19 protein-coding genes are annotated in these 21,202 nt (G+C 72.1%); 9 read left to right on the forward strand and 10 right to left on the reverse strand.

Going from position 1 to position 21,202, the window contains the following annotated elements; all coding sequences use genetic code 11:
* Positions 1-855 carry an NAD-dependent epimerase/dehydratase family protein gene (locus tag ACFZBP_RS17195; RefSeq protein ID WP_391413874.1) on the forward strand — a complete coding sequence of 285 codons (855 nt, stop codon included), beginning with the start codon at positions 1-3 and terminating at the stop codon, positions 853-855.
* Positions 856-978: 123 nt separating this feature from the next.
* Positions 979-1,374: a peptidase inhibitor family I36 protein gene (locus ACFZBP_RS17200; RefSeq protein WP_391413876.1), complete on the forward strand. Its 396-nt coding sequence runs from the start codon at positions 979-981 to the stop codon at positions 1,372-1,374.
* Between the two features lie 67 nt (positions 1,375-1,441).
* On the opposite strand, the gene ACFZBP_RS17205 is transcribed toward ACFZBP_RS17200, so the two are convergent.
* The 4 genes from ACFZBP_RS17205 to ACFZBP_RS17220 form a co-directional block, all read right to left on the reverse strand.
* A complete protein-coding gene (locus ACFZBP_RS17205) occupies positions 1,442-2,683 on the reverse strand; it encodes an MFS transporter (protein ID WP_391413879.1) in 1,242 nt (413 codons plus the stop codon).
* Positions 2,680-4,023, reverse strand: a complete 1,344-nt coding sequence (locus ACFZBP_RS17210) for a GH1 family beta-glucosidase (protein ID WP_391413881.1) — start codon at positions 4,021-4,023, stop codon at positions 2,680-2,682. Before ACFZBP_RS17210 ends, ACFZBP_RS17205 begins: the two co-directional genes overlap by 4 nt.
* Before the next feature lie 72 nt (positions 4,024-4,095).
* A complete protein-coding gene (locus ACFZBP_RS17215; protein WP_391413883.1) occupies positions 4,096-4,362 on the reverse strand; it encodes a protealysin inhibitor emfourin in 267 nt (88 codons plus the stop codon).
* Between the two features lie 21 nt (positions 4,363-4,383).
* Complete coding sequence (locus tag ACFZBP_RS17220) at positions 4,384-5,454, reverse strand: M4 family metallopeptidase (protein WP_383450943.1); 1,071 nt, start codon at positions 5,452-5,454, stop codon at positions 4,384-4,386.
* Positions 5,455-5,774: 320 nt separating this feature from the next.
* Between ACFZBP_RS17220 and leuA the strand changes: the two genes are divergently transcribed.
* Positions 5,775-7,496 carry a 2-isopropylmalate synthase gene (gene leuA, locus ACFZBP_RS17225; protein ID WP_383450940.1) on the forward strand — a complete coding sequence of 574 codons (1,722 nt, stop codon included), beginning with the start codon at positions 5,775-5,777 and terminating at the stop codon, positions 7,494-7,496.
* 292 nt (positions 7,497-7,788) lie between these two features.
* Complete coding sequence (locus ACFZBP_RS17230; RefSeq protein WP_383450937.1) at positions 7,789-8,487, forward strand: TerB family tellurite resistance protein; 699 nt, start codon at positions 7,789-7,791, stop codon at positions 8,485-8,487.
* Between the two features lie 288 nt (positions 8,488-8,775).
* Here ACFZBP_RS17230 and ACFZBP_RS17235 read toward each other — a convergent pair whose 3' ends face one another.
* A complete protein-coding gene (locus ACFZBP_RS17235; protein ID WP_391413886.1) occupies positions 8,776-9,150 on the reverse strand; it encodes a DUF6234 family protein in 375 nt (124 codons plus the stop codon).
* 208 nt (positions 9,151-9,358) lie between these two features.
* Between ACFZBP_RS17235 and ACFZBP_RS17240 the strand changes: the two genes are divergently transcribed.
* From ACFZBP_RS17240 to ACFZBP_RS17255, 4 genes are read left to right on the forward strand one after another with little or no spacing between them, the layout of a single operon-like run.
* Positions 9,359-11,455: an MMPL family transporter gene (locus tag ACFZBP_RS17240; protein WP_391413889.1), complete on the forward strand. Its 2,097-nt coding sequence runs from the start codon at positions 9,359-9,361 to the stop codon at positions 11,453-11,455.
* 47 nt (positions 11,456-11,502) lie between these two features.
* On the forward strand, positions 11,503-12,756 hold the full coding sequence (locus ACFZBP_RS17245) for a histidine kinase (RefSeq protein WP_391413891.1): 1,254 nt from the start codon (positions 11,503-11,505) through the stop codon (positions 12,754-12,756).
* Positions 12,753-13,412 carry a response regulator gene (locus ACFZBP_RS17250; RefSeq protein WP_391413893.1) on the forward strand — a complete coding sequence of 220 codons (660 nt, stop codon included), beginning with the start codon at positions 12,753-12,755 and terminating at the stop codon, positions 13,410-13,412. The genes ACFZBP_RS17245 and ACFZBP_RS17250 overlap by 4 nt, the downstream gene beginning before the upstream one ends.
* A 49-nt stretch (positions 13,413-13,461) precedes the next feature.
* A complete protein-coding gene (locus ACFZBP_RS17255) occupies positions 13,462-14,691 on the forward strand; it encodes an exo-alpha-sialidase (RefSeq protein ID WP_391413895.1) in 1,230 nt (409 codons plus the stop codon).
* Here the strand turns inward: ACFZBP_RS17255 and ACFZBP_RS17260 are convergent.
* Positions 14,672-15,601 carry a helix-turn-helix domain-containing protein gene (locus ACFZBP_RS17260; RefSeq protein WP_383450921.1) on the reverse strand — a complete coding sequence of 310 codons (930 nt, stop codon included), beginning with the start codon at positions 15,599-15,601 and terminating at the stop codon, positions 14,672-14,674. The two genes, ACFZBP_RS17255 and ACFZBP_RS17260, sit on opposite strands and share 20 nt — an antisense overlap.
* Positions 15,602-15,824: 223 nt before the next feature.
* Between ACFZBP_RS17260 and ACFZBP_RS17265 the strand changes: the two genes are divergently transcribed.
* A complete protein-coding gene (locus ACFZBP_RS17265) occupies positions 15,825-16,220 on the forward strand; it encodes a hypothetical protein (protein WP_391413897.1) in 396 nt (131 codons plus the stop codon).
* 58 nt (positions 16,221-16,278) lie between these two features.
* On the opposite strand, the gene ACFZBP_RS17270 is transcribed toward ACFZBP_RS17265, so the two are convergent.
* The 4 genes from ACFZBP_RS17270 to ACFZBP_RS17285 are packed head-to-tail and all read right to left on the reverse strand — an operon-like array spanning position 16,279 to position 21,201.
* Entirely contained in the window at positions 16,279-17,214 is a 936-nt protein-coding gene (locus tag ACFZBP_RS17270) for a dihydrodipicolinate synthase family protein (protein ID WP_391413899.1), read from the reverse strand.
* Complete coding sequence (locus ACFZBP_RS17275; protein WP_391414128.1) at positions 17,214-18,233, reverse strand: oligopeptide/dipeptide ABC transporter ATP-binding protein; 1,020 nt, start codon at positions 18,231-18,233, stop codon at positions 17,214-17,216. Before ACFZBP_RS17275 ends, ACFZBP_RS17270 begins: the two co-directional genes overlap by 1 nt.
* Before the next feature lie 23 nt (positions 18,234-18,256).
* The gene (locus ACFZBP_RS17280; RefSeq protein WP_391413901.1) at positions 18,257-20,245 is read right to left on the reverse strand and encodes an oligopeptide/dipeptide ABC transporter ATP-binding protein; all 1,989 of its coding nucleotides are present in this window, start codon (positions 20,243-20,245) and stop codon (positions 18,257-18,259) included.
* On the reverse strand, positions 20,242-21,201 hold the full coding sequence (locus ACFZBP_RS17285; RefSeq protein ID WP_383450911.1) for an ABC transporter permease: 960 nt from the start codon (positions 21,199-21,201) through the stop codon (positions 20,242-20,244). Before ACFZBP_RS17285 ends, ACFZBP_RS17280 begins: the two co-directional genes overlap by 4 nt.
* Position 21,202 lies beyond the last annotated feature (1 nt).

Consider the following 21,202-nt stretch of genomic DNA (forward strand, 5'->3'; position numbering starts at 1 on the left):
ATGCTGACGTTGGTGACGGGGACGACAGGACAGGTCGGCCGACGCTTCGTGCCGAGGCTGCTGGCGCAGGCCAGGGCGGGGGAGCGGGTCAGGGTGCTGGTCCGGGACGCGGGGCGGGGCGAGCCGTACGCGGAACTGGGCGCCGAGGTCGTCGTCGGCGACCTGCGGGACGCGGAGGCGCTCGGCAAGGCGGTCGCCGGGGTCGACGCGGTCGTGAACGTCGCGGCGGCCTTCCGCGGGGTGCCGGACGAGGAGGCGTGGTCGGTCAACCGGGACGCGGCCGTCGAGCTGGGCCGGGCCGCGCAGACGGCCGGAGTGAGGAGGTTCGTGCAGGTCAGCACGGGTCTGGTGTACGGCACCGGACGGGGCCGCCCGCTGACGGAGGACGACGAGACGCGGCCCGGCGGGCCGATGTGGGGCGCCTACCCGGAGTCCAAGGCGGCGGCCGAGCGGGAACTGCTCGCGCTGGAGGGCCTGGACGTGCGCGTGGGCCGGCTCCCCTTCGTCTACGGCGAGGGCGATCCGCATCTCGCCCAGTCGCTGATGTGGGCCCGGCACTGGGCGGCCACCCAACGGCTCCAGATGGGCCATCACGCGGACGTCGCCCAGGCGCTGCTGCGCATCCTGCACGCGCCGGGCATCGCGGGCCGCGTCTACAACATCGCCGACGACGCCCCCGTCACGGCGGTCGAGTTGCACCAGCTGAACGGCGTCGACGTCCCGGCCGAACTGTACGACCGCACGGACCCCGACCCGTGGCACGTGATCACCTCCACCGTCCGTATCCGCCGGGAGCTGGGCTACCGCCCGCTGTACCCGTCGGTCTACGCGGCCCGGGAGGCCGGAGCGCTGTGACCGGCCTCCGGTTGCCTGACAGATGTCAGGGACCGGTGTCCTGAACCACGCGCGATGCTGGGTCACTCGGGGGCGGTCCAACTGACCACGGCTGCCCCGAGTGACCGAAAACGGAGGGGCGACATGATGAAGGCACGGTTGCGCAAGAAGGCCGGCATGGGTGTGGCGGCAGTGCTGATGATGGGTGCCATGGGGGTGGCCGCGGCGCCGCCGGCGACGGCCGCCCCCGCGGACTGCCCCAGGGAATACGTCTGCGTGTGGAACAACGACACGGCGTCGGGCAAGCCGACGTGGAAGTCGAAGGGGAACCTGTACGACCTGCGCTCGGCAAACGGGGTGACCATCGTCAACAACGGTGTGCGCCAGCCGGGTGCCGACCACATCTGGTACAACCTCACCACCACGCCGGAGAACGGCGGCAACTTCAAGGGGTGCCTGCACTACCCGAACGACACCAACATGGTGACCTTCGAGGGCCCCGTCACCCTGCACAGCGCACGGTGGGGCGGCGAATGCTGAGCTGACCCCGCTCGGGTTGGCAGAAAGGCGCTGTCTCTCTCAGCCAGCCTGATCCAAACGACAGGCCCTAGTCCACACCCCTGATCCGCCCCACCAGCACCGCCCCGGCCAGCCCCACCGCCGCCGCCACCGCGTACAGCACGCGATATCCGCCGAGGTGGGTGACGATCGGTGCGGCGAGGGCGGGCGCCGCGACCTGGGGCAGGGCGTTGGCCACGTTGATGACGCCCAGGTCCTTGCCCCGGTCGCGCGCCGTGGGCAGGACGTCCGTCATCAGCGCGAAGTCGACCGACATGAACACCCCCAGGGCCACGCCCAGCAAGGCCGCCACGACGATCGCGCCCGCCCAGGTCTGCCAGCCGGCCAGCAGGGCCGTGGCCGCGGCCATCAGCACCCCGGACCACCTCACGAAGGGCTTGCGGCGGCCCACGCGGTCGGACCAGACCCCGCCCACCACGACCGTGGCCAGCAGCGCCACGGTGTCCACGGCGGTGAGGATCAGCACGCCCTGCTCGGGGTCCTCGTGGTGGAGGCGGTCCCGCAGGTAGTACAACAGGTAGAGAAGCACCAGCGCGTTGCTGAGGTTGATCAGGAAGCGGGTCAGCCAGGCCCAGCCGAAGTCCGGGTAGCGGCGCGGGCTCAGCCAGAAGCCGCGTGCGAAGGCACCCCAGGACCACGCCGCACGGTCCGCGGCCCCGAGCCGCAGGTCGCGGTAGCGCAGCACGTACGGCAGCACCCCCGCCGCCGTGAACACCGCGCACGCCACGTACCCCGCCGCGATCCCGCCGGCCGCCGTCGCCAGGCCCGTGCCCACGACCGCCCCGAGGATCTGGGCCGCGCCCAACCACCCGCCCACCACGCCCCGTTGGAGCCGCGGCACCCGGTCCGGCACCGCCGCCGTCACCGCCGCGAAGGCCGCGTTCAGGGTCAGCTGCACCAGGCACCAGCCGACCGCCATCACCCACAGCCCGCTCGCCCCGGCGAGCAGCAGCAACGACAGCGCACCGCCCGCCGCACCGGCCACGATCCACGGCGTACGGCGGCCCCAGCGGGCCGCGGTGCGGTCCGACAGGGCGCCGAAGAACGGGTTCGCCGCCAGCGACACCGCCGCGCCCACGCCGGTCACCCATGCCAGCAGCGTCTCCTTCGACATCCCGGTGCCGGGCGCGAAGTCCTCCGCCTGCCGGGCCAGCAGGATCTGCAGCGGGCCGTACCAGCCCACCCAGATCGCCACGTTGGCCAGCGACAGCGCGGCGGTCCAGCCCCTGCCGACCCGGTCCGTGGGTTCGGCGAGGGCGTCGAGTGTCATCCCCGCGTCCGGAGGACGTCCCGCAGCCAGCGGTACGACGCCTTCGGTGTGCGCTTCAGCGTCGCCGGGTCCTCGAAGTCCACGTGCACGAGCCCGAACCGTCGCGCGTACCCCTCGGCCCACTCGAAGTTGTCCAGCAGCGACCAGACGAAGTAGCCGCGTACGTCCACGCCGGCCTCGACCGCCCGGTGCAGTGCGCGGATGTGGCCGTCCAGGTAGGCGATCCGCTCCTGGTCGTCGACGCCCTCGTACGAGCAGCCGTTCTCGGTGATGACGATCGGCGGGAGCCGGTCGCCGTAGCGGTCGCGGAAGCCGGCGAGCAGTTCCGTCAGAGCCTCGGGGACCACCGGCCAGCCGAAGTCCGTGGTCGGCACGCCCTCGATCTCCCGCACCGAGAAAGGCAGTTCGGCCGGCATGCGCACCCCGCCGAACTCGATCTCGGTGCCCTGCGGGGCGCCCACGCGGGTCGGCGCGTAGTAGTTGACGCCGTAGAAGTCGAGGGGTTCGGAGATCACCTTCAGGTCCGCTTCGACGTCCCCGGGCATCAACTCGCCGATGCCGTCCGGGTACTGGCCGAGCAGCAGGGGGTCGGCGAAGAGACGGTTGAGGAGGGTGTCGTAGAAGTCCGCCGCCTCCAGGTCCGCCTGCTCCTGGGAGGCCGGCCAGGTCGGGCCGTGCGAGTTGGCGATCCCGACGTCCGTCGCGCCGGCCGCGCGCAGCGCCTGTACGGCCCGGCCGTGGGCCAGCAGCTGGTGGTGGGCGACGGGGAGGGCGTCGAAGAGGAGCTTGCGGCCCGGGGCGTGGGTGCCCAGGGCGTGGCCCAGGAGGGTGTGCTCGGCGGGTTCGTTGATCGTGATCCACTTGCCGACGCGGTCGCCCAGCCGCTCGGCGACCACGGACACGTACGCGGCGAAACGGTCGGCCGTGTCCCGGTCGAGCCAGTCGAGACCGACCGGCAGGTCCCAGTGGAAGAGCGTCGGCACGGGCCGTACGCCCGCCGCGCACAGCTCGTCGACCAGGCGGTCGTAGAAGCCGAGGCCGTCCGGGGTGTTCACGCGGGGCCACGAGATGGAGAAGCGGTACGCGTCCACGCCCAGGTCGGCGAGGAGCGCCACGTCCTCGGGGTAGCGGTGGTAGTGGTCACAGGCCAACTCGGCCGTGGAACCGTCCTTCACCCGTCCCGGCTCGGCCGTGAAGGCGTCCCACACGGACCGCTGGCGCTCGGCCACGGCGCCCTCGATCTGGTGGGCGGACGTCGAGACGCCCCACAGGAAGCCGGCCGGGAACCGGGGTATCGGACTCTGCGTACCGCGCTCATCGATCGCCATGCGCCGGATCATCCGTACCGGCGGTAACGGAAGTCAACGCCCCGGCATGAACTGCCCGTTACGTGCCTTCCTCATGCGGCTGCCTCACGCACCCTCCTTCAGGACCCGCGAGATCAGCTTCCGCTGCTCGTCCGTGAGCCGCGGATCCGCGCAGTACACCGTCCGGCCGTCCACGGTGATCTGGTAGCTGAAGCCGTCCGGGACCCCGACGGGGGGCGTGCCCCGGCCGGACGCGACCGCTCTCTCGGCCAGGGCGTGCCACTCCTGGGCGTCGGACCGCCCCGAGGTGTCCACCTCGGCGTGCCGCTCGATGCCCGCGAAGCCGCCCGTGCGCCGTACCTGAATACGCATGAGTCTCTGTCTAGTACGGACTCACAGGATCCGCACCCCGACCTGCTCCCACGCCTTCGACACGGCCTGGAACTCGTCACCGCCGTCGCCGAAGCGCTCCCGGGCGGCCTTCACCGTGAGCCCCGCGAAGTCGGTGAACAGGGCCCGGTCCGAGAGCTCGCCGCCGGTCAGCACGTCGTACCAGATCTGTCCCGCCTTCTCCCAGGCGTGGCCGCCGAGGGCGGTGGCGGCCAGGTAGAAGGCGTGGTTGGGGATGCCGGAGTTGATGTGGACACCGCCGTTGTCGCGGCCCGTGCGGACGTAGTCGTCCATCGTCGCGGGCTGCGGGTCCTTGCCGAGGACGTCGTCGTCGTACGCGCTGCCCGGCTCCTTCATGGAGCGCAGCGCCTTGCCGGAGACGCCGGGCGCGAGCAGTCCCGCGCCGATCAGCCAGTCGGCCTCGGCGGCGGTCTGGCCGAGCGTGTACTGCTTGATGAGCGCGCCGAAGACGTCGGACATCGACTCGTTCAGGGCGCCGGGCTGGCCGTAGTAGGTCAGGTTGGCCGTGTACTGGGTGACGCCGTGGCTGAGCTCGTGGCCGATGACGTCGATCGGGATGGTGAAGTCGAGGAAGATCTCGCCGTCGCCGTCGCCGAACACCATCTGCTCGCCGTTCCAGAAGGCGTTGTTGTAGTTCTCGTCGTAGTGGACGGTGGCGTCCAGCGGCAGGCCGTCGCCGTCGATGGAGTGGCGGGCGTAGGCCTTGAGGAACAGGTCGAAGGTGGCGCCGAGGCCGGCGTAGGCGCGGTTGACCGTGGCGTCCTGGCCGGGGTCCTCGCCCTCGCCGCGGACCTTGGTACCGGGCAGGGCGGTGCGGTGCTCGGCGTCGAAGATGGTGCGCAGCGGCTGGTCCGACGGTGCCTTCGCCGTCGGGGCGGCCGCGAGGGCGAACTCGGTCGTCACGCGGCGCCTGCCGCGCAGCTCGCTGTCGCGCATCAGGGTCCGGCGAGCCGGACCGGAGAGTGCGGGGTCGTCGTTCCGGGCCAGTTTGTCGAGGACGTGCGGCGGTACGACGGTGCAGAAGACGGGCTCGAAGCCCCCGTTGGTCGTCATGCCCGGCACCTTTGCACTGGGTCACCGCCCTGTCACTACCCGCCACCATGATTGGTGAAATATGCGGACAGGGAGCCGCACGCTCCGTGACGAAGTGGTATGGGACACGTTTTGTCCTATTCGTCCCCCGGGTCCCGCATACTGATACGACGCCCCGCACGGGGAGCGGCTCGGCTAGCATGCTGCGCATCATGCGTTTCGGGCTGCTTCTTCTTAGCTGCCGCGGCGAGGGCCTGTAGTCCAGGTCGACTCCCTCCCCGCGGAGCTTCGCGTTGCGTCGTCGGCCGTCCTTCCGGACACCCTGAGGAGCCCGAAGCATCATGGCGAACCGCCAGCAGCCCAGTTCCATGCCGATCCACAAGTACGGCCGCTACGAGCAGGTCGACATCCCGGACCGCACCTGGCCGCAGAACCGCGTCACCACCGCCCCCCGCTGGCTCTCCACGGACCTGCGCGACGGCAACCAGTCCCTGATCGACCCGATGTCGCCCGAGCGTAAGCGCCGGATGTTCGACCAGCTGGTCAAGATGGGCTACAAGGAGATCGAGGTCGGCTTCCCCGCGTCGGGACAGACGGACTTCGACTTCGTACGGTCGATCATCGAAGAGCCCGGCGCGATCCCCGACGACGTCACCATCTCCGTACTGACCCAGGCCCGCGAGGACCTGATCGAGCGCACGGTGGAGTCCCTGAAGGGCGCCAAGCGCGCCACGGTCCACCTGTACAACGCCACGGCCCCCGTCTTCCGCCGGGTCGTCTTCCGCGGCTCCAAGGACGACATCAAGCAGATCGCCGTCGACGGCACCCGTCTGGTGATGGAGTACGCCGAGAAGCTGCTGGGCCCGGAGACCGAGTTCGGCTACCAGTACAGCCCCGAGATCTTCACCGACACCGAGCTGGACTTCGCGCTGGAGGTCTGCGAGGCGGTGATGGACGTCTACCAGCCCGGTCCCGGCCGCGAGATCATCCTCAACCTGCCCGCCACGGTGGAGCGTTCGACGCCGTCCACGCACGCGGACCGCTTCGAGTGGATGCACCGCAACCTGACCCGCCGCGAGCACGTCGTGCTGTCGGTCCACCCGCACAACGACCGCGGTACGGCCGTCGCCGCCGCCGAGCTGGCCCTGATGGCCGGCGCCGACCGCATCGAGGGCTGTCTGTTCGGGCAGGGCGAGCGCACCGGCAACGTCGACCTGGTCACCCTGGGCATGAACCTGTTCTCGCAGGGCGTCGACCCGCAGATCGACTTCTCCGACATCGACGAGATCCGTCGCGTGTGGGAGTACTGCAACCAGATGGAGGTCCACCCGCGCCACCCGTACGTGGGCGACCTGGTCTACACGTCCTTCTCCGGCTCCCACCAGGACGCCATCAAGAAGGGCTTCGACGCGATGGAGGCCGACGCGGCCGCCAAGGGTGTCACCGTCGACGACATCGAGTGGGCCGTGCCGTACCTGCCGATCGACCCCAAGGACGTCGGGCGGTCGTACGAGGCGGTCATCCGCGTCAACTCGCAGTCCGGCAAGGGCGGTATCGCGTACGTCCTGAAGAACGACCACAAGCTGGACCTGCCGCGCCGGATGCAGATCGAGTTCTCGAAGCTGATCCAGGCCAAGACGGACGCCGAGGGCGGCGAGATCACCGGCGGCGACATCTGGGCGGTCTTCCAGGACGAGTACCTGCCGAACCCGGAGAACCCGTGGGGGCGTGTGCAGGTCAAGAACAACCAGTCGACCACCGACACGGACGGCGTGGACACGCTGAAGGTGGAGGCCACGGTGGATGGTCAGGACACGGTCCTGACCGGGTCCGGGAACGGTCCTATCTCGGCCTTCTTCGACGCGCTGCAGTCGATCGGGATCGACGTACGGCTGCTGGACTACCAGGAGCACACGATGAGCGAGGGCGCGTCCGCGCAGGCCGCGTCGTACATCGAGTGTGCGATCGACGGCAAGGTGCTGTGGGGGATCGGGATTGACGCCAACACGACTCGGGCGTCGCTGAAGGCGGTCGTGTCGGCCGTCAACCGGGCTGCTCGCTGACGGTTCCCTCCGTGGGGGAGCGGCGCGACCACGGATGTGCCGATGTGTTGTCGGTCGTCTGCAGCGCCGTCGGGGCTGGTCGCGCCCCGCGGCGGAGCCGCAAATGTCACAGCCCCGCGCCCCTTCAGGGCGCCCCGCCCACCGTTTCTCGGTGGGCGGGGCGCGCTCGTTTTCGGCCATTGACCTGTGCAGGTCACGGAAAGGTCTCGTTCGGGGTACTGACTGCGCGTCCATGATGTGGCTAACATCACGCAAGCGCGGCGACGTTGCCGTGGGCTTACGGAGGTGCGACGTGCTGCCAGGACGGGGACGAGACGGCCGTGCCGCCAGGGCTGCGCGCATCCTGGGCACCCGCACCGCATGGTCGGCCGTCGGGGACGGGGAGTTCTTCTGCCCGGGCTGCGGGGGCGACCGCAACTACCAGCGGCTGAGCGGGCATCGCCGCTTCACCTTCCTCGGGGTGCCGGTGCTGCCGCGTGGTGAGACCGGGCCCGTCGTGGAGTGCGCGGCCTGCCGGCGGCACTTCGGTACCGACGTGCTCGACCATCCGACCACCACCCGCTTCTCCGCGATGCTCCGCGACGCCGTCCACACCGTCGCCCTCGCGGTGCTGGCGGCGGGCGGCACCTGTGCCCGGCCGGCCCTGGAGACGGCGGCGGTCACGGTGCGCGCGGCCGGCTTCGACGACTGCACGGAGGAACAGCTGGGCGCCCTGGTCGAGGCCCTCGCGGCGGACACCGGACGTGTCTTCTCCGAGCCCTGCGGTGCCGGTCTGGCCATAGAGCTCCACGAGGCGCTGGACCCGCTGGCCCCGCACCTCGCACCGCCCGGCCGGGAGTCGATCCTGCTCCAGGGGGCCCGTATCGCCCTGGCCGACGGCCCGTACACCCCCGCCGAGCGTGACGTCCTGGCGACGGTCGGCGCCGCCCTCACCATCGGCGCGGAGGACGTGCCCCGCCTGCTGGCGGCGGCGGCCCGCACACCGTCGTAGGGGGTGTTTCGAAAGTCCCGCACAGCACCCGCGGCGCCCGGCACGCACCCTCGCCGCACCGGCCAAAGGCCCAAGTACGTCCAGTACGAGGGCCTTCGTCCGGCGCGCCGAGGGCACGCACCGGCTGCGACACCAGCCGCTGCCGCGGCGGGCGCGGGCACCGCACGGGACTTTCGAAACACCCGCGCCGAGGGCACGCACCGGCTGCGACACCAGCCGCTGCCGCGGCGGGCGCGGGCACCGCACGGGACCTTCGAAACACCCCCTAGCCGTCGTGGCCCCGGCCCGTCAGCGGTACGCCACGGCCGCGGCCGCGACGCCCAGGACGACTGTGCCGGCGAGGACCTGCAGTGCCACGCTGACGAAGGCGCGCAGCAGGTACGGCAGCGCGGCGGTCAGCAGGATCACGCCGCCGGCGATGCCCACGTAGAGCCAGTCGACGGTGAACACGACGTCGGAGTTGTCCGCGCCCGGGTCGAAGGGCCGCCAGTCGCCGCTGACGTCGATGCCGAGCAGGAAGGCCGCGACCGCCCCGACGGCGTCGAGGACGAGCAGCCCGACCGCCAGGGCGATGTCCGCGGCGACGGGCAGGTACCGGCGTCCGGTCGGCGGGGGCGGCACGTTGGTGCCGCGAAAGTGCGGGAGGCCGGCGGGGGTGGTCATGCGGTCAGCATCGCCGGGAAACGAGGGGCGGGGCCTGAGTACGGATACTCAGGTGCCGCGTTCCGCCGTACTCCCCGGGGAGTAGTCGTCCCGTCGTGCCGACCCCGGCAGTAGGCCCCAACTCGCCCTCCCGCCCGACGAATCCGCGCCCCCGCGCCGGAAGTCTGGAAACCGACCCAGACATCCGACCCGGAGGGGGGCCCGTCTCATGGGGGCCGCAAGGACAAGTACACGGCGGAGGCGGGCCGTGCCCTGGCTCGTGCTCGGGCTGTGGATCGCCGTGCTCGCGCTCGCGTCGCCGTTCGCGTCGAAGCTCGCGGACGTGCAGCGGGACCGGGCCGTCGACTACCTGCCGGCGAGCGCCGACTCCACGCAGGTGGCCAGGATCGAGGACCGGCTGCCGGGTGGCGAGGCGACCGAGATGGTCGTCGTCTACCACCGGGACGGCGGGCTGACCGCGCGGGACCGGGCGACCGCCGCCGGGCAGATCGAGCGGATCGCCGGCGCCCACCGGCTCACCCGTGAGCCACGGGGCATCCCGTCCAAGGACGGCACCACCCTGATGTACCCGGTCGCCAGCACCGAGCCGGGGCAGGACGAGAAGGCGCGGGACGTGCTAGTGGGCGACGTACGGGACATCGCGCGGGGCGGCGACGGGCTGAGCGTCGACGTCGGCGGGCCGGGCGCGCTCGCCACCGACGCGGGCGAGGTCTACGACTCGCTCGACGGACCGCTGCTCTACACCACCGCCGCCGTGGTCGCCCTGCTGCTGGTCCTCATCTACCGCAGCCCGTTCCTGTGGCTGGTCCCGCTCGCCGTGGCCGGCATGGCCGACTATCTGTCGATGGCCGTCGCCTACGGCCTCAACCAGGGGTTCGGGACGTCGGTTTCCGGCCAGAGCTCCGGGATCATGACCATTCTCGTGTTCGGAGCGGGGACGGACTACGCACTGCTGCTCGTCTCGCGGTACCGGGAGGAGCTGCGGCGGATCGAGCGGCCGTACGACGCCATGGCCGCCGCCCTCAAGGGCTGTGGGCCCGCCGTGCTCGCCTCCTCCGGCACCGTCGCCGCCGGACTGCTGTGCCTGCTCGCCGCCGACCTCAACTCCAGCCGGGGCATGGGCCCGCTCGGCACCGTCGGCGTGCTGTGCGCGCTCGCCGCGATGCTGACGCTGCTGCCCGCGATCCTCGTCCTGCTGGGCCGCCGCGTGTTCTGGCCGCTCGTGCCGCGCTACGGCAGCACGCCCAAGGCCCGCCGGTCCCTGTTCACGGCGATGGGCGGCTCCGCCGGACGCCGCCCGCTGACCGTCCTCGCCGGCGGTGCCGTCCTGCTGGGCGCGCTCGCGCTCGGCGTCCTGAACCTGCCCGGCAGCCTCAAGCAGGAGGACTCCTTCACCAGCAAGCCCGACGCGGTCGCCGCCATGGAGACCCTCGCCGCCGCCTACCCCGAGCGGGGCACCCAGCCCATCAGCGTCATCACGCCGCGGGAGCGGGCCGACGAGACCCTCGCCTCGATCCGCGGCACCCGCGGGGTCGACAGCGCTCGGGAAGGCCGTACCGGAGACGGCTGGACCGAGATCTCCGTCCTCGCCACCGCGCCGCCCCAGTCCGCCGGGGAGACCGCCACCATCGAGGCCCTGCGCGACCGGCTCGACGGCTCCTACGTCGGCGGGGCGAGCGCCGAGCAGCTCGACCTGAAGGACACCAACGCCCGGGACCGGATGGTCGTCGTGCCGATCGTGCTGCTGTCGGTGCTGCTGATCCTGGTCGTCCTGCTGCGTTCGGTCGTCGCGCCGCTGATCCTGGTGGCGGCCGTGGTCGCGGTGTGGGGCGCGGCGCTCGGCATCGGCGGGCTTGTGTTCGAGCCGCTCTTCGGCTTCGAGGGCACCGATCCGGGACTGGGCCTGCTGTCCTTCGTGTTCCTGGTCGCGCTCGGCGTCGACTACGGCATCTTCCTGATGCACCGGATGCGCGAGGAGTGCCTGAACGGCGCCGAACCGGCGACGGCCGCGCTCACCGCGCTGCGTACGACGGGCGGCGTCATCGCCTCCGCCGGGCTGGTCCTCGCCGCCACCTTCGCGGTGCTCACCAGCATGCCGCTGGTGCCGCTGGTCGAGCTGGGCTTCGTCATCGCGGTGGGCGTCCTGCTCGACACGTTCCTGGTGCGCACCTACCTGGTGACCAGCGCGAGCGTCGCCCTGGGCCGCACGGTGTGGTGGCCGGGCCGGCTCTCCCGCGAACCCGGCGGGGCGCGGCCGGCCGTCCCGCCGAAGGAACCGGATCCGGTGACCGTCCCCGTCCCCTGACCGCACGGCGCCCCTCCCCTGACGGAGGGGCGCCGCAGTCCCGGAAGATGAACCCCGTGCAGGCAACCACGACAGCCCAGCGGCCCCGCGTCGGCGAGCGGGTCATGGCCGCCATCAACCGCGACCCCCTGACCGCCCCGCACCGCACCCGCAACGACGCCCTGCTGGCCGTCGCCTGGGCCGCCCTCGCCACGGCCCTCGCACTGCTCGGCGACAAGGGGATGCGGCCCGACGCGCTCGGCTGGACCCTGCTGCTCGCCGCCCACGTGCCGCTCGTGTGGCGGCGCGGCCGTCCGCTGCTGGTGCTGCTCGCGGTGATGCTCTGCATCGCCCCGTACCACGCCCTGGAGAACAACCACGCCGCGCCGATCTTCGCGACCATGGTGGTGCTGTACACGGTCGCGGCGACCGGCACGGTGCGCCGCACCCTGCTCAGCGGCGTCGCCGTCCTCGGCGTGACCCTGCTCCTCAACGCCCTCACCAACCCCGACGGGACGATGGAGCTCCTGCGGATCTCCGGCTGGGTCTTCGCGTTCCTCTTCTGCGGCATCGACGTCCGCTACTACCGCCAGTACGTGGCCTCCATCGTCGAACGCGCCGAACGCGCCGAACGCACCCGCGAGGAGGAGGCCCGCCGCCGTGTCGCCGAGGAACGCCTGCGCATCGCCCGCGACCTGCACGACCTGCTCGCCCACAGCATCACCCTCATCGGCGTGCAGACATCGGTGGCCGCACACGTCCTCGCGGCGGACCCGGAGCGGCTGGACCGCCGGTCGATCGCCAGGTCCCTCGACGACATAGCCGAGACCTGCCGCACGGCCCGCGGTGAACTCCGTACGACGCTGGAGGTGCTGCGCGAACAGGGCGCGGCGGGCGAGGCACGCGGCCCGCTGCCCGGCCTCGACGGCGTGCCGGACCTGGTGGCGGCGGCCCGGCTGGCGGGGGCGCGGGTCGAGTCGACGGTACGGGTGCGTCAGGCGCCGCCCGCCGTCGGAGCCGCCGCGTACCGGATCGTGCAGGAGGCGCTGACGAACGTCGTCCGGCACGCGGGACCCGAACCGGCCGTACGGGTCGAGCTGTACGAGGAGCGCGGCGCCCTGCACCTGACCGTCACCGACGACGGCCCCTGCCCCGCCGCCGGCACACGGGGCAACGGCTACGGTCTGGTCGGGATGCGGGAGCGGGCGCGCAGTGTGGGTGGCACACTCGACGCCGGACCGCGTGACAAGGGGGGCTTCGAGGTGAGCGCCGTGCTGCCGGTCGGCGCCGGCCTCGTCACCGACGGGGGAGGAGACCGATGATCCGCGTCCTGCTCGCGGACGACCAGACGCTCGTACGGGAGGCGTTCGCCATGCTCGTCGAGTCGGCGCCGGACATGGCGGTCGTCGGCCAGGCGGCCACCGGCCGTCAGGCCGCGGAACTGGCCCGCAGCGCCCGCGCCGACCTCGTCGTCATGGACATCCGCATGCCCGACCTCGACGGCATCGAGGCGACCCGGCTGATCGCGGCGGACGAGGACCTCGCCGGGGTGCGGGTCCTGGTCCTGACCACCTACGACACCGACGAGAACATCGTGGACGCCCTGCGCGCCGGTGCCTCCGGGTTCCTCGTCAAGGACACCCGCCCGGCCGAACTCCTCGACGCGATCCGCACGGTGGCCGCGGGGGAGGCGCTGCTGTCGCCCGGCCCGACCGCACGGCTGATCGAGCGGTTCCTGCGCAACCCCTGCGCGCCCACGACGGCCGGACCCGACTGCCTCTCCGAACGCGAGCGCGAGGTGCTGGCCCTGGTCGCGCGCGGCCTCAACAACACGGAGGTCGCCGAGGCGTTGGGGCTCAGCCCGCTCACGGCGAAGACCCACGTCAGCCGCATCATGGGCAAGCTCGGGGCACGGGACCGGGCGCAGCTGGTCATCGTGGCGTACGAGTCGGGGATGGTGACACCGGGAAGCCTGTGACGGACAGGTCGATGCTGACACTCCGTCAAGGCAACCTCGAGGGAACTCGATGACCATCCTGAGCCGCACACTCGGACGTACCCACCTGGTCACCGCGGTCGTCCTCCTGACCGCCCCGCTCACGACGGCCGGCACCGCCTCGGCGGACCCCGGCTGCACGTCCTCCGTCCCGTACGTCTCGGGCGAAGGCGGCTACGACACGTACCGCATCCCGGCCACCCTCACCACCGCGCGCGGCACGGTCCTGGCCTTCGCCGAGGGCCGGCACGACGGCGCGGGCGACACCGGCGACATCGATGTCGTCCTCAGACGCTCCCTCGACGGCGGCTGCACCTGGGGCCCGCTGACAGTGGTCGCCGCCGGGGAGGGGGACACGCGGGGCAACCCGGCGCCGGTCGTCGACCCGGCCACCGGCGCGGTCGTGCTGGTCACGTCCTACAACAGCGGGGACGTGACGGAGGCGCAGATAATGCGGGGCGAGGTGACGGCGGAGGACAGCCGTCGGGTGTTCGTGCAGCGGAGCGCGGACGACGGACGGCACTTCACGGCGCCACGCGACATCACGGGCCAGGTGAAGCCGGCGAACTGGCGCTGGTACGCGACCGGCCCCGGCCACGCGGTCGCGCTCACCCGCGGCAGGCACGCGGGGCGGCTGGTCGTCCCGTCGAACCACTCGGTGGCCCCGGCGAGCGGGTCTTCCGACACGGGACAGGAGGCCAGGTACTACGGCGCACACGCCATCTACAGCGACGACGGCGGACGCTCCTGGCGGACCGGCTTCGTGGACGACACCTACGACGGCTACAGCAACGCCAACGAGTCCACCGCCGCCGAACTCCCGGACGGCAGGCTGTACTTCAACTCCCGCGACCAGCTCGGCACCAGCACCGGCAACCGTCTCGACAGCGTCTCCAGCGACGGCGGCCAGACCCTGGACCGCCCCTACACGGTCCAGCCGTCACTGAACGACGTGCCGGTGGTGGAGGGAAGCGTCCTCCAACTTTCCGGCCGCGACGGCCCGTTGCTCTTCTCGGGCCCGTCCGTGCCCACCGCCCGTCAGTCGATGGCCGTGTGGCGCAGCACGGACGGCGGGGCGAGTTTCACGAAGGCGCTGACGCTGTCCCAGCAGCGGGCGGCGTACTCGGACCTGGTGCCGCTGGGGCGGCGGACGGTCGGGATCCTGTACGAGACGGGCGCGGCGGGGCCGTACGAGTCGATCGAGTTCCGGCGGCTGCCGGTCGGTGGACTTCAAGGCGCCGTCACGGGGCCGACCGGATGACGAAGACCTGACTGTCCTTCGGACGGCACGGTTCCACCACGGCCTCGGCTCCCTCGGCGGTGTCCGCGTCCCTGATGGCCACGCAACCCCGGCCGTCGACACGCAGCGAGTACCGCCGGCTTCCGTCGGGCCCGGCCGGCTCGATACGCAACGGTGTCGTCCGCCCGCAGTCGTCCCACGGCTCCAGCAGCCCGGCGCCCGGCCCCTCGGCGAGGGCGGTCAGACAGCCGGGGCCGTGGTCGGGGTGGTACCAGCGGATCCGGAAGGTGTTCCCGCCGAGCGGCACCAGCGTCGTCTCCTGGGGCGCGACCTCGTCGCACGGCCGCTGCACGGCGACCAGTGACGCGTACCGACTGCCGAAACCGTCCGTCAGACACAGGCCGTCCGCCAGGGCGGGACGGATCTGCGCACGGCCCCGGGGCAGCCCGGACCGCGCGTCCGTCGCGGCGGGGCCCCCGTTCCCGGAACCCTTCGTGTCACCGTCGCCCCCGGCAGGGGCCAGGGCCCACGCGGCGGCGCCCAGCAGCGCCACGAGGACCACCGACGCCGGCAGGACGGGGACCCCGAACATCCGCGCACCGAGGCGGCGGCCGTCCCGCGCGGGAGGCACGCCGCTCTCCTCGGCCCCCTTGCCCCGGGCCAGCTCGTCCCGGGCCGTCAGCCACTGCGCGGACCGCTCGCCGTCCCCGCAGGCCCGTACGAACGCGGCCAGCAGTTCCGGCCGCGGCAGGGTCCGGCCGCGCAGGACGTCGGCCAGGGTGCTGCGCGGCAACACCTCGCCCTGCTTGGCGGCACGCTCCTCCAACTGGCGGTACGTCAGCCCCGACCGGTCCTTGAGCTCCCGCAGGGCAGCGACGAACTCGGCGGTGTCACGCGCCTGTTGAGGATCCGTGTCCCCCCTGGTCTCCATGACGCACATGGTCGGCCCTGCCCGAACCGTCGCACAATCCCGTTTCCCGCCAGCGTCACCCCGCTCCGGACAGGACCCGGACACGGCGCTGACCAGGCCGGACAGCGAGCGGGCTGTCCGGGACAGCGACGGCTCTTGTTCCGGTCAGGACCGCCCCGGCAGGCTCGGTGCTGCCCCGGCCGGAGCACCCATCCACCGACTTGTCGATCCCAGGGGACATCTCATGCCCATGCGTCAGCGCATCGCCGCCACCGCCGTCACGGTCCTGCTCGCGGGCGGCGCCGTCGGACTCGCCCCGGCGGCCCAGGCCCGCGACCTCGCGCCGGCCTCCTGCTACGGCAGTGCGAACGGCTACCTCAAGCCGGCCGGCACGTACTGGCTCCCGGCGGGCGACGTGTTCAGCACCTCCAGCGCCTGCGCCGACATCAACATCAAGCCCAACACCAACCGGTACGTGAAGGTCTGCTTCGAGACCAACGGCCGTCTCGAGTGCCAGGCGGACTACAAGCTCGCCCGCGCCGGCCAGTGGAACGTGATCGCGACGAACGTGCGCGACGGCGCCCGGTTCGCCTTCGAGTTCCGCTCGGACGCGAAGTCCACCGGCAGCTGGGCCGCCTGACGGGGGAACGGGGGAACGAGGGAAACGGGGGAACGGGGGAACGCGGGGGCCGGGCTGTCTACAGCAGCCCGGCCCCCGCAAGGTACTTCCCCACCCGCTCCACCTCCGCCGCCGACAGCGGCACCTGAGGCTCCGCCGTCGCTGGGCAGTCGATCACGCCCCGCAGGTGCAGGGCCGCCTTGAACGCGCCCAGCGCCGACGAGCTGCCGCCCATCCGGCCGGGGTCCCCGACCCGCACCATGCCGAACAGCCCGCACAGCCGCTCCTGTTCGGCCCGGGCCGACCGCAGGTCGCCGGACCGGTACAGGCGGTCGAGGCGGACGTAACCGTGCGGGTCGACGTTGGCCAGCCCCGGCACCGCCCCGTCCGCGCCCACCTCCAGCGCCGCGTCGACGAAGAGCTCGGAGCCGGTCAGCACGCTGAAGTCCTTGACGTCGGGACGGCTGCGGGCGCCGACGACGACCTCGCGGAAGCCGGCGAGGTCGCCGCTGGAGTCCTTCAGGCCCGCCAGCGCGCCCTCGGCGGCCAGGTCGAGGACGACCTCGGAGGGGAGCTTGGTGTGGACGGCGGACGGGATGTCGTAGGCGACGACCGGCACCGAGGAGGCGGCCGCGATCAGGCGGTAGTGGCGGGCGATCTCGGCGGGATGGGTGCGGGCGTAGAACGGGGCCGTCGCCACCACGGCGTCGGCACCCGCCTCCGTGACGTCCCGTACCCGGTCCAGGACCCTCGGGGTGGTCATGTCGATCACGCCGGCCAGGACAGGCAGCCGACCGGCCACATGCCCGGTCACCGACTCCACCACCAGCCTGCGCTGCCGGTCCGTCAGATACGCCGCCTCCGACGTCGAACCCAGCACGAACAGGCCGTGCACCCCGCCCTGCACCAGGTGGTCGACCAGCCTGAGCAGGGACGGGACGTCCACCTCGCGGTCCGGTGTCAGGGGCGTGCAGACGGGCGGGACGACACCGGTGAGCGGGGTGGGGCTCGTCATCAAGGCTCCTTGGCAAGGTTGCTCTGTCGTACGAGGTCGCGGGTGGCCTCGCCCTCCTCCACCGGATGGTGGCACCTGAAACGGTGCTCCGGGCTCGACGCGGCCGTGAAGTCCGGCATCTCCCGCGCACACATCTCGTCCGCCTTCCAGCAGCGCGTCCGGAAGGGGCACCCGCTCGGCGGCCGGGTCGCCGACGGGACCGGCCCGACCAGCGGGATCGGGTCGATCGGGTCCAGCAGGCCGGGGGTCGCCGAGAACAGGGCACGGGTGTACGGGTGCCGGGAGCCGTCGGTGACACCGCCGGCCGGGGCCTCCTCGACGATCCGGCCGAGGTACATCGTGATCACCCGGTCGCTCATCCTGCGCACCGTCTGGATGTCGTGCGAGACGAACACCAGGGCCAGGTCCAATCGCTCCTTCAGATCGAGGAGGAGGTTCAGGATCTGGGCGCGCACCGACACGTCCAGCGCGCTCGTCGGCTCGTCCGCCACCACCAGGTCCGGTTCCAGGGCCAGTGCCCGGGCGATGGCGACGCGCTGGCGCTGACCGCCCGAAAGCTGGCCGGGCAAGGCATCGGTGAGGGCGCGGGGCAGGCCGACCAGGGACATCAACTCCCGTACCCGCTCCTCGCGTCCGGCTCGGGTCCCGCGGTCGTGCACGTCCAGCGGGTCCCGCAGGATCTGCCGGATCGTCAGACGGCGGTTCAGCGCGGTCGACGGGTCCTGGAAGATCATCCCGGTTCCGGCGCCGACCGCCGTCCGGCGCTCGGCCGGGCTCATCGCCCACAGGTCCCGGCCCCCCAGGGACACCGTCCCGGCCGTCGGCCGCTGCACTCCCACCAGCACCTTCGCCAGCGTCGACTTGCCGCACCCCGACTCGCCGACCACGCCCACCGTCTCTCCCGCCGCGATGGTGAGATCGGCGCCGGTCAGGGCGTACACCTTGTCCCGGGTGAACAGCCCGCCGCTGCGGGCCTTGTGCACGACGTGCGCGTCCGACAGCTGCACCAGCGAGTTCACCGGACCGTCCTGCGTCTTCGTGTTCACTGGACGACCCCGCTCTCCTCGCGATCCGTCGGCGCCAGCAGGATCGCCGGGTGGTGGCAGGCCGCCGTGTGGGTCGGCGGGCCGGTCAGGACGGGGGCCGTCGTGCGGCACACCTCGCTCGCCAGCGGGCAGCGGTCCGCGAAGCGGCAGCCCGCCGGGAAGTCCGCCGGGGAGGGGACGACGCCCTTGATCTGCGTCATCCGCTCCTGCGCCGACTCCAGGGACAGCACACTGCCCAGCAGGCCGCGCGTGTAGTGGTGCGCCGGGGACTCCACCAGGTCCGCGGTCACGCCCGTCTCCACGATCTGCCCGCCGTACATCACGACCACCCGGTCGGTGACGTCCGCGATCAGCGCGAGGTCGTGCGAGACCAGGATCAGGGCGAAGCCCAGCTCCTCCCGCAGCCTCAGCAGCAGCTCTATGATCTGCGCCTGCACGGTGACGTCCAGCGCGGTCGTCGGCTCGTCGGCGACGATCAGCTTCGGGTCGCGGGACAGCGCCATGGCGATCAGGACGCGCTGGCGCTGGCCGCCGGAGAGTTCGTGCGGGTAGCTGCGCAGGGTGCGGTCGGGGTCGAGGCCGACCATCGCCAGGAGGTCGTGCGGGGTACGGCGGCCTCCTCGGCGTACGACCTGCCCCAGCTGGGAGCGGATCGTCATCGCCGGGTTCAGGGACGACAGGGCGTCCTGGTAGATCATCGCCATCTCGTGGCCGAGCAGCTTGCGGCGCACGCGCATCGGCTCGCCCACCAACTGCCGCTGGTTGAACCGGACATGGCCGCGCACCCGGGCGCCCTTCGGTTCCAGACCCATCACCGCGAGTGCGGTCAGCGACTTCCCGCAGCCGGACTCGCCGACCAGCCCCAGCACCTCACCGGGCCGCACCTCGAAGCTGATGCCGTCGACGATGTCCACGCCGCCGTGGCGGCCTTCGAACCCGATCGCCAGGTTCTCGACCGCGAGCACCGGCAGCCGCCCGCGCGGCAGGGGCCGGGCCCGGGACCGCAGCCGTGCCGCCGCTTCCGTCAGCCCCGGCAGCCGCAGCACCTCACCGCTGCCCGGCTCCGGCGCCTCAAGGCGGTCCGCGGCGTCCGGTACGTCGACCTCGCGCGCCGAGGGTGCCGCCCAGGCGTCCGACACGCCCTCGGAGAGGATGTTCAGCGAGAGCACCGTCACCAGCATCAGCAGGCCGGGGAAGACGGTCGCCCACCAGCCTCCGGTCAGCACCATGTTCTTGCCGTCGGCGATGACACTGCCCCACGACGGGTCCGGCGGCCGTACGCCCGCGCCGATGAAGGACAGCGACGCCTCGAAGACGATCGCCTCCGCGACCTGGACCGTGCAGAACACCAGCACGGGCGCGGCGCAGTTGATCGCCACGTGTTTGATGACGATGTGGGGCGTGCGGGCGCCGATGACCCGTTCCGCCGTGACGTAGTCCTCGCCGTACTGGTCGAGGACGTTCGCCCGGACGACCCTCGCCACCGGCGGGGTGAACAGGAAGGCGATGGCGCAGATCAGGACGGTGATCCCGCCGCCGAACACGGCCACGAGCACGGCGGCCAGCGCGATGCCCGGGAACGCCATCACCACGTCCAGGCAGCGCATCAGCGTCTCGTCGACCGCCTTGCGGGAGGTCGCCGCGACGGCCCCGATCAGCGCGCCCACGACCAGCGCGAGCCCGGTCGCGCCGAGCCCGATCGCCAGCGACCAGCGGGCGCCGTACATCAGCCGGCTGAGGATGTCCCGGCCGAGACTGTCCTGGCCCATCCAGTGGTCGGCGGACGGGTGGCCGGTGCCGTCGACGGGCGGCTGCTGGTCCAGCGGGTCGTGCGGGGCGAGGAGCGGGGCGAACAGCGCCAGCAGGACCACGACCGTCAGGAAGCAGACGGCCACCTTCGACAGCGACGGCAGCCGGCGCCAGCCGCGCAGCCGGATGCCGGGCCGGGACAGGACGTCGGCCAGACGCCCCCGGTTGAACGTCATGTCGCCTCCCGCAGGCGCGGGTTGACCAGCAGATACAGGATGTCGATGACGAGGTTGACGACGACGAAGCCGGTCGCCGTGGTGAGCACCACGCCCTGGACGACGGCCGGGTCACCGTTCTTCACCGCGTCGATCATCAGCTTCCCCATCCCCGGAAGGGAGAAGATCGTCTCGATGACCACCGCTCCCCCCAGCAGATAGCCGACCCGCAGGCCGAGGACGGTGAGCGGGTTGATGAGCGCGTTCCTGAGCACGTTCCGGCCCACGACCACGCGCGGCGGCAGCCCGCTGCCGATCGCCGTGCGGACGTAGTCCTTGTCGAGCTCCTCCACCACCGCCGTCCGTACGATCCTGGTCAGCTGGGCCGCCACCGGCAGGGACAGCGCCAGGGCGGGCAGGGTCATGGTCTTCAGCCAGCCGGTGAAGGAGTCCGCCGGGTTGATGTAGCCGCCGGTCGGGAACCAGCCGAGGTCGACGGCCAGGTACTGGATCATCAGCAGCGCCAGCCAGAAGCCGGGCGCGGCCACCCCCGTCAGTGACACGACCCGGATGATCTGGTCGGGCAGCCGGTCGCGGTAGATGGCCGCGGTGACGCCGCCGACCAGGGACAGGACGACCGCGATGCCCAGGCCCAGGAAGGTGAGCTGGAGGGTCAGCGGCAGCGCGGTCATCACCTGGTCGACGACCGGCGCCCGGGTCAGGGCGCTGATGCCCATGTCGCCGTGGAGCAGGTCGCCGATGAAGGCGACGTAGCGGACGGGGAGGGGGTCCAGCAGGCCGTTCTCCTCGCGGAAGTCGTGCAGCTGCTGGGGGGTGGGGTTGGCGCCCTGGAAGAACGCGGACGCCGGGTCGACGTCCGAGAAGCGCATGACCAGGAACACGAACAGCACGATGCCGAGCATCAGCGGGACGAGCAGGGCGACACGGCGGGCCAGGATCCTGGCGACGGCGATCACG

Origin of the sequence: Streptomyces sp. NPDC008086, assembly GCF_042957325.1 — a bacterium.
Lineage (GTDB): Bacteria > Actinomycetota > Actinomycetes > Streptomycetales > Streptomycetaceae > Streptomyces.

Excerpts from the sequence above, each read along its gene's own strand:
- ACFZBP_RS17260 (WP_383450921.1), bottom strand. The coding sequence starts at position 15,601 with ATGGAGACCAGGGGGGACACGGATCCTCAACAGGCGCGTGACACCGCC.
- ACFZBP_RS17210 (WP_391413881.1), bottom strand. The coding sequence starts at position 4,023 with ATGATCCGGCGCATGGCGATCGATGAGCGCGGTACGCAGAGTCCGATA.
- ACFZBP_RS17200 (WP_391413876.1), top strand. The coding sequence starts at position 979 with ATGATGAAGGCACGGTTGCGCAAGAAGGCCGGCATGGGTGTGGCGGCA.
- ACFZBP_RS17205 (WP_391413879.1), bottom strand. The coding sequence starts at position 2,683 with ATGACACTCGACGCCCTCGCCGAACCCACGGACCGGGTCGGCAGGGGC.
- ACFZBP_RS17250 (WP_391413893.1), top strand. The coding sequence starts at position 12,753 with ATGATCCGCGTCCTGCTCGCGGACGACCAGACGCTCGTACGGGAGGCG.
- ACFZBP_RS17240 (WP_391413889.1), top strand. The coding sequence starts at position 9,359 with ATGGGGGCCGCAAGGACAAGTACACGGCGGAGGCGGGCCGTGCCCTGG.
- ACFZBP_RS17220 (WP_383450943.1), bottom strand. The coding sequence starts at position 5,454 with ATGACGACCAACGGGGGCTTCGAGCCCGTCTTCTGCACCGTCGTACCG.
- ACFZBP_RS17255 (WP_391413895.1), top strand. The coding sequence starts at position 13,462 with ATGACCATCCTGAGCCGCACACTCGGACGTACCCACCTGGTCACCGCG.
- ACFZBP_RS17270 (WP_391413899.1), bottom strand. The coding sequence starts at position 17,214 with ATGACGAGCCCCACCCCGCTCACCGGTGTCGTCCCGCCCGTCTGCACG.
- ACFZBP_RS17235 (WP_391413886.1), bottom strand. The coding sequence starts at position 9,150 with ATGACCACCCCCGCCGGCCTCCCGCACTTTCGCGGCACCAACGTGCCG.
- ACFZBP_RS17245 (WP_391413891.1), top strand. The coding sequence starts at position 11,503 with ATGAACCCCGTGCAGGCAACCACGACAGCCCAGCGGCCCCGCGTCGGC.
- ACFZBP_RS17280 (WP_391413901.1), bottom strand. The coding sequence starts at position 20,245 with ATGACGTTCAACCGGGGGCGTCTGGCCGACGTCCTGTCCCGGCCCGGC.
- ACFZBP_RS17265 (WP_391413897.1), top strand. The coding sequence starts at position 15,825 with ATGCCCATGCGTCAGCGCATCGCCGCCACCGCCGTCACGGTCCTGCTC.
- ACFZBP_RS17215 (WP_391413883.1), bottom strand. The coding sequence starts at position 4,362 with ATGCGTATTCAGGTACGGCGCACGGGCGGCTTCGCGGGCATCGAGCGG.
- leuA (WP_383450940.1), top strand. The coding sequence starts at position 5,775 with ATGGCGAACCGCCAGCAGCCCAGTTCCATGCCGATCCACAAGTACGGC.
- ACFZBP_RS17195 (WP_391413874.1), top strand. The coding sequence starts at position 1 with ATGCTGACGTTGGTGACGGGGACGACAGGACAGGTCGGCCGACGCTTC.